At 39.0% G+C, this 13,174-nt stretch carries 11 protein-coding genes; 6 read left to right on the top strand and 5 right to left on the bottom strand.

The features are described from left to right. The first annotated feature begins 207 nt into the window (after positions 1-207). The gene (locus tag G9371_RS06475) at positions 208-807 is read left to right on the top strand and encodes a glutathione S-transferase family protein (RefSeq protein WP_002132289.1); all 600 of its coding nucleotides are present in this window, start codon (positions 208-210) and stop codon (positions 805-807) included. 57 nt (positions 808-864) lie between these two features. On the opposite strand, the gene G9371_RS06480 is transcribed toward G9371_RS06475, so the two are convergent. Further along, the gene (locus G9371_RS06480) at positions 865-1,557 is read right to left on the bottom strand and encodes a TIGR04219 family outer membrane beta-barrel protein (protein WP_002132340.1); all 693 of its coding nucleotides are present in this window, start codon (positions 1,555-1,557) and stop codon (positions 865-867) included. 630 nt (positions 1,558-2,187) lie between these two features. Here G9371_RS06480 and G9371_RS06485 point away from each other — a divergent pair. Together G9371_RS06485 and G9371_RS06490 are read left to right on the top strand one after the other, a co-directional pair. Continuing rightward, positions 2,188-3,666: a sodium-dependent transporter gene (locus tag G9371_RS06485; RefSeq protein WP_000132725.1), complete on the top strand. Its 1,479-nt coding sequence runs from the start codon at positions 2,188-2,190 to the stop codon at positions 3,664-3,666. A gap of 12 nt (positions 3,667-3,678) precedes the next feature. Continuing rightward, positions 3,679-3,822 carry a methionine/alanine import family NSS transporter small subunit gene (locus G9371_RS06490; RefSeq protein ID WP_001097630.1) on the top strand — a complete coding sequence of 48 codons (144 nt, stop codon included), beginning with the start codon at positions 3,679-3,681 and terminating at the stop codon, positions 3,820-3,822. 42 nt (positions 3,823-3,864) lie between these two features. On the opposite strand, the gene rsmB is transcribed toward G9371_RS06490, so the two are convergent. Both rsmB and fmt read right to left on the bottom strand, forming a co-directional pair. Continuing rightward, positions 3,865-5,169, bottom strand: coding sequence for a 16S rRNA (cytosine(967)-C(5))-methyltransferase RsmB (rsmB, locus tag G9371_RS06495; protein ID WP_029424037.1), 1,305 nt, complete (start codon positions 5,167-5,169; stop codon positions 3,865-3,867). Further along, on the bottom strand, positions 5,166-6,128 hold the full coding sequence (gene fmt / locus G9371_RS06500) for a methionyl-tRNA formyltransferase (protein WP_000691198.1): 963 nt from the start codon (positions 6,126-6,128) through the stop codon (positions 5,166-5,168). Before fmt ends, rsmB begins: the two co-directional genes overlap by 4 nt. A gap of 348 nt (positions 6,129-6,476) precedes the next feature. Between fmt and ilvD the strand changes: the two genes are divergently transcribed. The 3 genes from ilvD to G9371_RS06515 all read left to right on the top strand — a co-directional run bounded on the left by ilvD (position 6,477) and on the right by G9371_RS06515 (position 10,720). Continuing rightward, positions 6,477-8,306: a dihydroxy-acid dehydratase gene (gene ilvD / locus G9371_RS06505; RefSeq protein WP_001113593.1), complete on the top strand. Its 1,830-nt coding sequence runs from the start codon at positions 6,477-6,479 to the stop codon at positions 8,304-8,306. A gap of 313 nt (positions 8,307-8,619) precedes the next feature. Next, entirely contained in the window at positions 8,620-9,909 is a 1,290-nt protein-coding gene (locus G9371_RS06510; RefSeq protein ID WP_000055250.1) for a hypothetical protein, read from the top strand. A gap of 79 nt (positions 9,910-9,988) precedes the next feature. Further along, a complete protein-coding gene (locus tag G9371_RS06515; protein ID WP_029424038.1) occupies positions 9,989-10,720 on the top strand; it encodes a sulfite exporter TauE/SafE family protein in 732 nt (243 codons plus the stop codon). Positions 10,721-10,728: 8 nt separating this feature from the next. On the opposite strand, the gene G9371_RS06520 is transcribed toward G9371_RS06515, so the two are convergent. After that, positions 10,729-11,619: a LysR family transcriptional regulator gene (locus tag G9371_RS06520; RefSeq protein ID WP_004745165.1), complete on the bottom strand. Its 891-nt coding sequence runs from the start codon at positions 11,617-11,619 to the stop codon at positions 10,729-10,731. A gap of 79 nt (positions 11,620-11,698) precedes the next feature. Next, positions 11,699-12,994, bottom strand: coding sequence for a solute carrier family 23 protein (locus G9371_RS06525; protein ID WP_000073454.1), 1,296 nt, complete (start codon positions 12,992-12,994; stop codon positions 11,699-11,701). Between the last annotated feature and the right edge of the window lie 180 nt (positions 12,995-13,174).

Genomic DNA, 13,174 nt, shown 5'->3' on the forward strand with positions numbered 1-13,174 from the left:
CAGAAGTGAAACCTCTTAGCGCTGATGGTAGTGTGGGATTACCCATGTGAGAGTAAGTCATCGCCAGCTCATTATTCTAAACACCCCAACCTCAAAAGAGGTTGGGGTGTTTTTTTATATGGGAAATAAAAATATTATGGAAGTGTTGTGTTATAAACAATAAGAAAATTATATATTTAAATATGCAGAATAAGGGGGTAAGTACCTATGATAATCTATGGTGATGTAGATTCAGGTAATTGTTATAAAATCAAACTGTTACTATCCCTATTAAATATACATCATAGATGGATTCATGTTGATATTTTAAATAAAGATACTCAAACAGCAGAGTTTCTATCTTTAAATCCTAATGGGAAAATACCTGTATTAGTTTTAGATGATGGACGGGTTCTAAGTGAGTCTAACGCTATTTTAGGCTACTTGGCTGAGGGAACGGAATTGATTCCTGCAGATCCTTATATGAAGGCAAAAATGTATCAATGGATGTTCTTTGAACAATATAGCCATGAACCATTTATTGCAGTTGCTCGTTTTATTAATAAATATCTAGGATTACCGCCAGAAAGAATAGAGGAATATCATAAATTACAACCAAAAGGCCATAAAGCGTTATCTATTATGAATAAAGCTTTAGTAGAGCACGACTATCTTGTTGGAAATAAATTTACAATTGCTGATATTGCTTTATATGCATACACGCATGCAGCTGAGGAAGGCGGCTTCGATTTAAAGTTATACCCAAATATTCAAGAATGGTGTCAACGAATTCAAAAATGCCCAAAATATGTGAGTATGGTTGAATAAAAAAGAACTCTTATAGAGTTCTTTTTTATATGGGGAAGATCAAAATTCTATTTTAATTTAGAAATGTGCTTCTAAGCCCACATAAGGCCCTTTAAATTCAAATTTAAGGTCATTGTTATCGTAATCATCTAAATCGATATTGAGGATACGATAACCAGCTGTTAAGCCTAAATCGATTAATAAATTATCGGCAAACTTATACTTTGCTTCTACTAACGCATCTGTAATTTTTGCATCATCAAAGTTTGTATATGTTGCTTCACCTTTAGCGCTTAACCCTGTAAATGGAAGTTTTACTTCACCTGATAAATAAGCAATCGGGTATGTCTTATCAATATCTACACGTTTACCGGTATAGGCAGTAATATCTCCATTTATTACAGTTGCACCAAGACCTGCATCTACACTGACAATATTATCTAGTAACTCATAGTAGAGAATAAAATCACTATGATCTAAATCAACGTTATAGTTAGCTTGACCCAAAGTTTCTGATTTAGTTTGAGTATCTAAATTAACATAACGAATTTTTGCATTTGGAATAAATGGGATTGGGTGCTCAAAAGCTAATGAAAGTTGAGCACTACCTTTTCTGTCTAGATCTTGATCTTCAGGAGATTGTGAAGACATATTAGCTTTGCCGTCATAAAACCAGTAGCCAACGTCTCCTTTTACGCCTATAAAATCTGCTTGTGCGAATCCGCTAAGACCCATCCCGAGTGCTAAAAAAGACAGTTTTAATATTTTCATCATCAATCCTAAAAAAAGAAAATCTTTGAACGCATGATATAGATATCTTTGCAGTTATGCATTGATGAAAAATGGTGAATATAAAGCTTCTATATCTTCAATTTTTAATATTCTTTTATTTAATTAATTTTCATATAAAAATTAATAACTTATAGTGATTTTAGTTTTAGAGGTTTTAGTATAAATTTTGTGTAAGGGATCGATAATACTTTGATATTTTACTCATCTATAAATTAGTTGATATATCTACTTTATGGATGGGAATGAAATTTTAATGGTAGAAAATATCATTGAATGTAAGAAGGTAATAATATGCTTTAAAACAGGAATATTAGCTAAAAAATAACCAATCTAGATAAGAATCTCTAAAAAAACGTAAATTTTCAGACGGAAATTACAGTAAAAAGAAATAAAAACAGGTATTGTTCAGCTATATAGGGGCAAAAAATGGACAAAAATCTTTAAGGAAGAATTTTCTATTTTTGCTTGTTTGTTAAGGAAATAAAAATACTCAAAAGGTGCATTTTATTTTCTACAAACACAAAAGTATTTTTTGGTTCTTTTTTTGCATGCGGAATAACAATCAACAATAGCAGTAAAAATAAGTAATCTTTTAACATTAGGTGTTCTATGACAGATACTCGTGAAAACTGGACGTCACGATCTGGTTTTATTATTGCAGCCGTTGGTTCGGCTGTAGGCTTAGGTAATATTTGGCGCTTTCCGTACGTTGCGTATGAAAATGGCGGTGGTGCGTTTCTTATTCCCTATCTATTAGCACTCATTACTGCTGGTTTACCGTTATTATTTTTAGATTATGCGGTAGGCCATCGTAGTACTGGTTCACCTCCTAAGGCATATCGTGCCTTATTTAAAGGTGGTGAAACATTAGGGTGGTGGCAGGTTTGTGTCTGTATCATCATTGGTTTGTACTATGCAAGTGTACTTACATGGGCTGGTAGCTATGTTTACTTCTCTATTGGCCAAATGTGGGGAAGTGATCCGGAAGGTTTCTTCTTTAATACCTATTTGCAGACCACAAAAGCAACCGGCTTTGATCTACAGTTTGTAGGTCATTTATTCTGGCCAATTGTTGGGATTTGGGCACTTACTCTCATCATTCTTTATGGTGGTGTGAAAAAAGGTGTGGAATTATCAAATAAGATTTTCATGCCTTTATTATTCATTCTCTTCACTATTTTAGTTATTCAATCATTACGTTTACCAGGTGCGGTACAAGGTTTAAATGCATTCTTTACACCGAACTGGTCTGCAATGATGGATTATAAAGTTTGGTTAGCTGCCTATGGCCATACTTTCTTTTCACTCTCAGTTGGTTTCGGGATCATGGTCACCTATGCATCCTATTTAAAGCCAAAAACGAATTTAACTGGTTCTGGTTTAATCGTTGGTTTTGCAAATGCATCAACAGAGATTTTAGCGGGTATTGGTATCTTTGCAGCGCTTGGCTTTATGGCACATGCCGCAGGTACTGAAGTTAAGGATGTTGTGAGTGGCGGTATCGGACTCGCATTTATTGCTTTCCCTAAAATTATTTCAAGTTTAGGTTCTGGTGCTGATCTATTCGGTCTTTTGTTCTTCTCTTCATTATTTGTTGCTGGTATTTCTTCAATGGTCAGTATTTTGGAAGTGCCTATTGCAGCAATGCAAGATAAGTTAAAGTGGGGACGTAAGAAAGCGGTAACGATTATTGGTGGTGGTAGTGCACTGGTTTCAATTATTTTATTCTCAAGTGTAAACGCAATTAAGCTCGTTGATATTGTTGATCACTTTATTAATAACATTGGGATTATTGGTGGGGCTTTATTATCAATTATTAGCGTAGCTTGGTTTAAACGTTCAGCACTTAAAGAGCTTCGCGACCATGTAAACCGTATCTCAACCATTCAATTGGGTAAAGGCTGGGACTTCACTTTAACAGTCATTACCTCTTTAATCTTATTAACAACACTCTGTATGACTGTTTTTAATTTGATCAAAAATGGCTATGATACTTATAGTATGAGCTTACAAGGTGTCTTCGGCTGGGGCAGTGTGATTTTCTGTGCAGTCGTTGCTATCGTGTTAAGTAAAATGAAAGATCGCTAGGAGGATAAAATAATGAATACTTCGGCAATCGTGATGTTAATAATTTCGATGGTATTTGTATGGGGTGGATTAGCATTATCCATCTTACATTTAACAAAGCATCCTGAAGAGTTAGATGAAGTTTTAGAAGAAGTAAAAGATCAGCATACGCTTTGATATTCTGATCTAGTAAAAAAGCAGGCATAACGCCTGCTTTTTTTATGCAATCTTTTGAATTTTACAATAATAAAATCCATCACCAGATTGTGCTTCTGGCAACAGTTGTCTGCCATAAGCTTGTTCAATTCCCCAATCTGTCTCGATTTTCACTTCTTTTGCATCAGTATGCTCTGTGAAGAAGTTAATCATCTGCTGTTCGTTTTCAGATTTTAAAATTGAGCAGGTGATATAAAGCAATGTACCGCCAACTTTGAGTTGCTGCCACATGTGCTCTAAGATCTGCTTTTGTAGCTCAATGGTTTGGGCTATATCACTAGATTGGCGCAATAGGCGTATGTCAGGATGACGTCGAATCACACCTGTCGCAGAACAAGGAGCATCAAGTACGATACAATCTACAGGTTGCACAGGAGTCCACCTGGTTGCATCGGCTGCCAAAATTTCCGTATGGCTTTGATCGAGTGCTAAGCGATTTAAGTTTTCAGTCACACGGACTAAACGACTTGGGTCCTGATCAATAGCGATAAGCTGTGCTGGTTTAAACTTTTCAAGCAAATGAGCCGTTTTACCCCCTGGCGCAGCACAAGCATCAATAACCGTTTTATTGTTTAAATCAGGCAACAAGGTGGCACATAGCTGTGCATGTTCATCTTGTACAGAGAACCAGCCTTGTTCAAAACCCGGTAACTGAGTGATTTGTACAGATTGCTCAAGGACAATACCAGCTTCGGAAAACAAACACGCACGTGCCTGAATGTCTAAACTTTGCAGTTTTGCTAAATAAGCATCTCGACCAATATGACGCTGGTTCACCCGTAAAGTTAAAGGCGCAACTTGCTTTAACGATTGGCAGAGAGCTTCTGTTTGTTCTCCCCAATCCTTTTTTAAGCGTTTAAAAAGCCAACTTGGTAAGCCATGCGCTTGCTGTAAACCTTGTTCAAAGTCTTCAGTTTCGCGAGTTGCTCGGCGCAAAATTGCATTAACAATACCACTGAGTGCAGGGAAACCAAGTTGTTTAGTTGCATCGACTGTTTCCGAGATGGCAGCGTGCGCTGCAATACGCGTGCATAAAACTTGATAAAGGCCAACGTATAGGCAGGTTTCTACTGTCTCATTGTTTAAAGGTTTGCTGAGTAAAGGCAGGCTAATTGACTTAAGTGCGAACCATTGGCGCAATGTACCTAAAACAAGTTCATGAAATAATGCACGATCACGCTCTGCTACTTGATTCAGCTGTGTATTTAAAATACTAGCGAGCGATTGACCTTGCTGAACTTTTAGCAAGGTCTGGACGACTTGAGCGCGCAGGTTAAAACGTGATGAATTTGAAGTAACCTGACTCATGGCAGAATCTGTCCTACGTGAAGTTTTTGAGTTTGTGCAATTTGTTGAGCATTTAATGCTTTACCACCCGGCCACTGCACACTCGTTAAACAAATAAATGTATTTTCACCGCAAGCGACATGTACACCCTGTTTATCGATTGCAATAATTTCACCAGCTTGAGCATCTGCTTTGTTTTGATTAGAAATTGTTGAATTCCAAACACGCAGCGCATTATTTTCATCAAGTTGAATAAAGGCAACAGGCCATGGGTTGAATGCACGGATATTGCGGTCAACTTGAACTGCATTCATAGACCAATCAATACGAGCTTCTGATTTCACGAGTTTATGCGCATAGACTGTTAAGCTTTCGTCTTGAACTTCGCGTTCTGCTAAATATTTTTGCAGAGTTTCTTCTGACTCAAGTACCGCACAAATTGCTGTTGCACCTTGAGCTGCAAGTTTGTCATGCAACGTCGCTGATGTATCTTCGGAAGTGATTGGGCAATAGGTTTTATACATCATATCGCCTGTATCTAAACCCGCCGCCATTTGCATGATGGTGATACCAGTTTCATCGTCACCTGTTGCAATTGCACGCTGAATCGGTGCTGCACCGCGCCAGCGTGGTAATAATGAGCCGTGAATATTTAAACAGCCATATTTAGGTGTATCGAGCACAGCTTGTGGAAGAATTAAGCCATATGCTGCAACTACCATGACATCAGCGCCTAAAGCAGCAAGTTCTTGTTGAGCTGCCAGGCCTTCTTCAGTTGAAGCTTTGAAGTGAAGCGGTTGATAAACAGGAATATTATGTTCCAGCGCAAGCTGTTTTACAGGAGACGGTGTTAGTTTTTGTCCACGACCTGCTTTACGGTCTGGTTGAGTATAAACCGCGATAATTTCATGGGAAGTTTTTAGTAGAGCCGCCAATGCTGTTGCAGCAAATTCGGGGGTGCCAGCAAAAATAATTTTCACAAATGCAATCCAAAAAAAGTTTAACGCTAGTATACGTGAAAAACGATTGAAGCCCTAAATCGAGGTACAAAGGAGAGCTAAAGCCATAAATAGTGAACAAAAAATTATTCAAAAACTTTTATTGATAAAAAAATGTTATAAAAAAATAAAAAATTATTCATGTAAGTTTTGCTAAATATTGACTGAGTATTATCGTTCTTGGCTTTCCCAATATTATTTGCTTCTATAGAATGGAGAATGATCAAATTATGATGATGAGTCAATATTCCGACTGATCTAACGCTATATCAGTATCATTCAGCCAGAGTGGAAGTCATTTCACTCAAGCACAACTTGTTGGAAACACAAATGCCTGACTATCGTTCAAAAACATCGACACACGGAAGAAATATGGCTGGCGCACGTGGCTTATGGCGTGCAACAGGAATGAAAGATGAAGATTTCGGCAAACCGATTATTGCAGTGGTCAATTCATTTACCCAATTTGTTCCGGGCCACGTCCATCTGAAAGATTTAGGACAGCTTGTCGCGGCAGAAATTCAGGCAGCAGGTGGTGTTGCTAAAGAGTTCAATACAATCGCGGTGGATGACGGTATCGCAATGGGGCATGACGGCATGCTTTATTCATTACCATCACGTGATTTAATTGCGGACTCAGTTGAATATATGGTGAATGCACATTGCGCCGATGCGATGGTGTGTATTTCGAACTGTGACAAAATTACTCCGGGAATGTTGATGGCTGCGATGCGTCTAAATATTCCTGTGGTGTTTGTGTCTGGCGGACCAATGGAAGCAGGTAAGGTTAAATTCCGCGGTGATGAAAAAGCAATTGACCTTGTAGATGCTATGGTTGTTGCAGCTGATGACAGCTACACAGACGAAGAAGTTGCAGAATTTGAACGTTCAGCATGTCCAACCTGTGGTTCGTGTTCAGGTATGTTTACTGCGAACTCAATGAACTGTTTAACAGAAGCGCTAGGTTTATCGTTACCGGGCAATGGTTCTATCGTTGCAACGCATGCAAACCGTAAAAAATTATTCTTAAAAGCAGGTCAGCTTATTGTTGAATTGGCCAAACGCTACTATGAGCAAAATGATGCAAGTATTTTGCCTCGTTCAATTGCCACTAAAGCTGCCTTTAAAAATGCGATGACACTTGATATTGCAATGGGTGGTTCAACCAATACAGTTCTCCACTTGTTAGCTGCAGCAAATGAAGCTGAAGTTGACTTTACGATGGATGATATTGATGAGTTGTCACGTCGAGTACCAGTGCTTTCAAAAGTAGCACCAGCAAAACAAGACGTACATATGGAAGATGTACATCGTGCAGGCGGTATCATGGCCATTTTAGGCGAGCTTGATCGTGCGAATCTACTTGATGTATCTGTACCAACTGTACATGAGAAAACATTAAAAGATGCGTTAGATAAGTGGGATATTATCCGTACTGAAGATCCAGATGTATATGAGTTCTATCGCTCGTCTCCGGGTGGCGTTCCAACTCAAGTTGCATTCTCACAAAACCGTTACTACTCAACTTTAGATGGCGACCGTGAAAAGGGTGTGATTCGTAATGCAGAGCATGCATTCTCTAAAGATGGTGGTTTAGCTGTTCTTTACGGCAACATTGCGCTTGATGGATGTATTGTAAAAACTGCGGGCGTTGACGAATCTATTTTAAAATTCACAGGTTCAGCACGAGTTTTTGAGAGTCAAGATGCAGCGGTAGAAGCAATTTTAGGCAATGAAATTAAAGCTGGTGATGTGGTTGTTATTCGCTACGAAGGTCCACGTGGTGGTCCGGGCATGCAAGAAATGCTTTACCCAACCAGCTATCTTAAATCAAAAGGTTTAGGAAAAGACTGCGCGTTAGTTACAGATGGCCGTTTCTCTGGTGGTTCATCAGGTCTTTCAATTGGTCACGTTTCGCCAGAAGCTGCTGAAGGCGGTGCGATTGGTTTGGTTGAAGATGGCGATACCATCGAAATTGATATTCCAAACCGTACCATTCACTTGAATATTGATGATGCGACTTTGGCGCACCGTCGTACAGTTCAAGAAGCGAAAGGTTGGCATCCGAAGGAAGAACGTAAACGTAAGGTATCAAAAGCGTTAAAAGTTTATGCAATGCATACCACAAGTGCAGCAAAAGGAGCTGTACGCGTTCTATAAAATATTCAATTTTAATAATTGATTAGGAAACATGCACCCATTAACACGATGAATTGTTATCATGTTAAGGGTGCATTTTTTATGTCTGGTAAAAAAAATCCGCTTGTAGAAAAAGGTGGTTTCAGATCATTCTATGGGTTTGCCATAAAATGGTGATAAAATCTTCACCTACGCAGAAACTCGCGAAATAACATGACATATTTTCTGTGCGAACTTAGGTAGTCATTTTTCTATCTCGACTACTGTTTCACCTTGCACTATGATCAAAATAACTTTTGATCTCGCTTAGGATTTATTTTTAGAGGCACTACTCATGTCACTGCTACGCCGTTGGTTTGACCCTATCCGATCGAGCTGGTTTTACCAAAAGCCTTCTCGTCAAGCGGTGTTACCCACGGAAAATGGTTTAAGTATTTATTTACGACTTGATGATGTGTATAGCTATCTGGCTGTTCAGCAATTGTCTCAGCTAGATGAAATTTTAAGTGATGAACTTAAACCTTTAAAAATTATTATTTCCCATACGGCTTCTGAACCTCCAAATAGCATGACGCATGAGGAGTGGCAGCATTATTGTTTAAATGATGCCAAAATTTTAGCAAATCAGCACCGGTTTGCTTTTGATGAGTTTCCAGAAATCCCAAGTCCAGAATCTTTAAAACAAGCCGCTGTCATATTAAAAAGAACCCCACTACAAGGTCAGAACTTCTTACATTTACTTGAAGATATCTTTCACATGCTTTGGCAACAGCAATATGGAAAATTGCGTACTCTACATGCCATGGCAGTCAAGCATCAGGTTCCTCAGCATTTTCCAGAACGTATTTTTACGGATGAACCTGTTCGAGCGGCATACTTTGAGTTTGGTGGACGTAAATATCATGCAGTAGATGATTTATTACGTTTAACCCGACGTTTAAAACAACAAAAGTTACTGACAGGTAATCCGATATTTTTAATTAATCATATCGAATGGCGTGAACATTTGATTAATGATGCTGAGGCGTTAAATGAAATTCAGGCTCTGCATCCTGAACTTGATGTATTTATCGCTTTAGAAGACCCGATGAGCTGGTTGTTGCTTGCCTATATTAAAGAAGAGCTCGCAGACTATTATGATATTCAGCTAAAAGTTTATCCTTTGAGTTATCGGGGCCGAGACTGGTTTGACTGGAGCTTGGCAACACGTGTGTCTAAACGTACCGAGGTTGCTTTTACACCTTTTTGCCGACCTACAGAAGAAAGTACGCTTGGGATGGCAAAGCTTTTCTATAGTGTGCCGGAAAATCAGCAACTTGATACAATTTTCACTATTTTGCAGGCTGTTTGGACGAAAGGAAAAGATCTATCTTTCCAGAAGCATTTCCAACAGTTACAGCAGCAACTGGGTATTGAGCAGTTAACTGAACAGGATATACAGTCGGTTTTAGCGCAAAATGATGCACTTTGCCAAGACAAGCATCAACCTGATTTGCCGGTTTTAGAGTTACGTATCGATGGGCAAAGCTATGTATTTAATAGCCTGTATCGGGTTTGGATGATTGAAAGTATTTTTAGCAATGTTTTAGAAGAAAAATACAAAACGGCCTCAACTTCTAATTGAGGCCTACTCCTAAAAACAAGAATAGGGCAAGGCCTGTTTTTTTCCGTAGCATAACCTTGTAGGGAATCGGAGATAAACAGTGACATTTCTAGCAATTATTATGATGGTGTTTGCCTTTGCGGGCATGATTAAAGGCATGATCGGCTTAGGCTTGCCTGCGGTATCAATGGGCTTACTCACCATCACAATGAGTCCTTTTCAGGCTGCATCTCTTTTAATTGTTCCTTCAATGGTCACCAACGTCTGGCAGCTTTTTGCTGAAGGACATGTCTGGACTTTTATTCGCCGTTTCTGGACGTTGCTCGCAGGTATTGTGGTGGGCTCAATATGGAGTTTTCTACCTACCTTAAGTCAAAGTCATGGTCAAAGTAGTGAAATTTTATTAGGCTGCATGTTGGCCTTATATGGGCTTTATGGTCTATGCGTAAAGAAACTTCCGCATTTAGGAAAGCATGAGCGTTGGTTATCACCCATTATTGGATATATCGGCGGGGCAGTGACTGTAGCAACAGGCGTCATTATTATTCCTATCGTACCGTATTTGCAGTCTTTGCATTTAAAACGTGATGAGTTGGTACAGGCTTTAGGATTAACGTTTACGGTCTCTACCATTTGCCTTGCTGTGTTTTTACACCATAACCCGATGTCAGGGATATCACTGGACTATCGTTTATCTTTCGCTGCGTTGTTGGCTGCGCTCATTGGAATGTGGATCGGTAAAAAAATCCGCTATCGACTGAATGAGCAAATATTTCGCCGTATCTTTTTTATAGGCTTGATGTCATTAGGACTTTATATGATTTTGCATTAAGTCAATTTTTAAGGACGATGCTGCAATAAAAAGTCTGCAAACTGTTGATAACTACTGGGCAACTGATTGAAACTTTGTGTGGCCAAAAGTAGTTTACGGTTTGCCCATGCGCCTAGCAGTTGAATTGAATGAAAATCATAGTCCGATTGTAGGCGCTGTGCAGCACGGGCAGGCATAATCGCAATTCCTACACCTTTAGCGACTACCTCGACAATTGCGCCAAAGTTAGGTAAGCGCAACCGATACTGGATATTAAAGCCTAATAATTTGGCTTGGGTTTCAATGGACTGTTGTAAAGAGTGATGTGATTTGAGTCCAATAAAACCATAGCTTAAAGCATCTACTAAATTTAGCTCTTTGTAGTGGGCTAACTCATGTGTCACAGGGCAAATAAGTACTAATGGGTCGCTTGCAAACTCTTTAGTTTGCAAATGTCGGGTATTGAAAAAACTCGAGACTAGGCCAAGACTTGCAATCCCTTGGGTTAATGCATCTACAATTTCTGAACTTTCTGCTTCATGCAAATCGATATTCATTTCTGGATGAAGCACCAAATATTGCGGTAATAACGTAGGTAGATATTCACTTTGAGCAGATGAGTTACACCAAAGTGTTAATGCTTCTGTTGTCGGCTGTCTGAACCGCTGCATTTCGTGTTCGAGTTGATCTTTTTGAGCTAAAAGCTGACGAGCATGCTCTACAAATGCATGTCCAGCTGTAGTGAGTTCTACACCTGTGGTTTGGCGAATAAATAATGGGGTTTCAAAATACTGTTCAAGTTTTTTTATACGTTCACTCGCTGCCTGAAGTGAAATCGCAGAGCGGTCAGCGCCTTTGGTGAGGCTACCAGTCGAGACAATATGAAGAACCAGCTGTAAATCAAAAAAATCAAAACGCATGATAGGAACGTATTGAAATGCAAAAATTCATCATACTAAATCGGAATGAAAAAAGGCAGCTTGCGCTGCCTTTTAGAATTTAGGTTTTATCTTTTAAACTAAACAGCCAGTTTAAAATAATAGCTGCAAACGTTGCTGTACCAATACCACCTAAATTGAAATTACCAAACAATAATTCAAAGTTTCCAGCACCCAAAATAATGGTTACTGAGGCCACAATCAGATTTTTATTGTTAGAAAAATCGACTTTGTTTTCAATCCAGATTTTTGCACCGGCAATGGTAATTAAGCCAAATACCACAATAGATGCACCTGTAAGAACTGCACTTGGAATGGTACTAATGACAGCGCCAAATTTTGGTGATAGACCTAAGAAAATAGCAAAGATGCCTGCAATCACAAATACAATGGTTGAGTACACACGAGTGACTGCCATCACACCAATGTTTTCACCATAAGTCGTCATCCCTGGCGCACCAACACTACCAGAAAGTGTCGTAGCTAAACCATCAGCGACAAAGGCTTTGCCTAATTGTGGAGTTAGGTTTTCTCCAGTCATTGCACCTACTGCTTTGATATGGCCTAAGTTTTCTGCTACTAAAATCAGTGCAACCGGTGCAATAATTAAAATAGCCTTGGTATCAAAAGTAGGATGTGAAAAGCTTGGAATACCGAACCACGAAGCTTGTGAGATCTGGCTAAAATCGATCGGTTTACCTAAACCTAGACCGTTTGTCGCAATCGCATAGATTACATAAGCCAAGATCAAACCTACCAATAGAAGTAGACGCTGCAATAAGCCTCGTGTAAAAACTGCAATACTGCCCATACAAAGTACAGTAATTAAGGCCATCCACATTTCAAAAGGTTGGCCTGCAACGCCTTTAATGGTAACAGGGGCAAGGTTGAGACCAATAATCATCACAATTGCACCAGTCACCACAGGCGGCATAAGTTTTTCAATCCAGCGTGTACCCGTGAGCATGACAATAAAACCGATGAGTGCATAAAAGATACCGCACGCTACGATCCCGCCCAACGCAATAGAAAGATTTGGATTGGCCCCTGAACCTGTGATATGCCCCGTGGCTGCTGCAACAACACCAATAAAGGCAAAACTCGATCCTAAATAACTAGGAACACGACCACCTGTAATTAAGAAGAACAGGATGGTACAGATACCTGACATTAAAATAGCAAGGTTAGGGTTAAAGCCCATGAGTAAAGGTGCTAAAACAGTCGCTCCAAACATGGCAAAGGCATGTTGGATACCTAAAATAGCACTTTGAACTGGAGGGAGATATTCATTGGTAGAGACCGGTCGATGGTCAACATCACCTTGGTAAGGCTGCCATTTGGGAAACCAGTTGGACATAAAATAAGCTCATTATTCTTTAATTGGTGCAATGATACTCTTTCTTGTAAAAGCATTTAATCTCTTGTATTGAATATGAAAGTGAAAAGTAATTATTTTTTAACGATCGGTATAATTTTATAAATTCTAAATATAAGGAATTAGGTGTTTTTTTCTGATAAAAATTAATTTTATGATTTT

The sequence above is a fragment of the Acinetobacter sp. EKM10A genome (assembly GCF_011075215.1).
Taxonomy (GTDB): Bacteria; Pseudomonadota; Gammaproteobacteria; order Pseudomonadales; family Moraxellaceae; genus Acinetobacter; species Acinetobacter baumannii.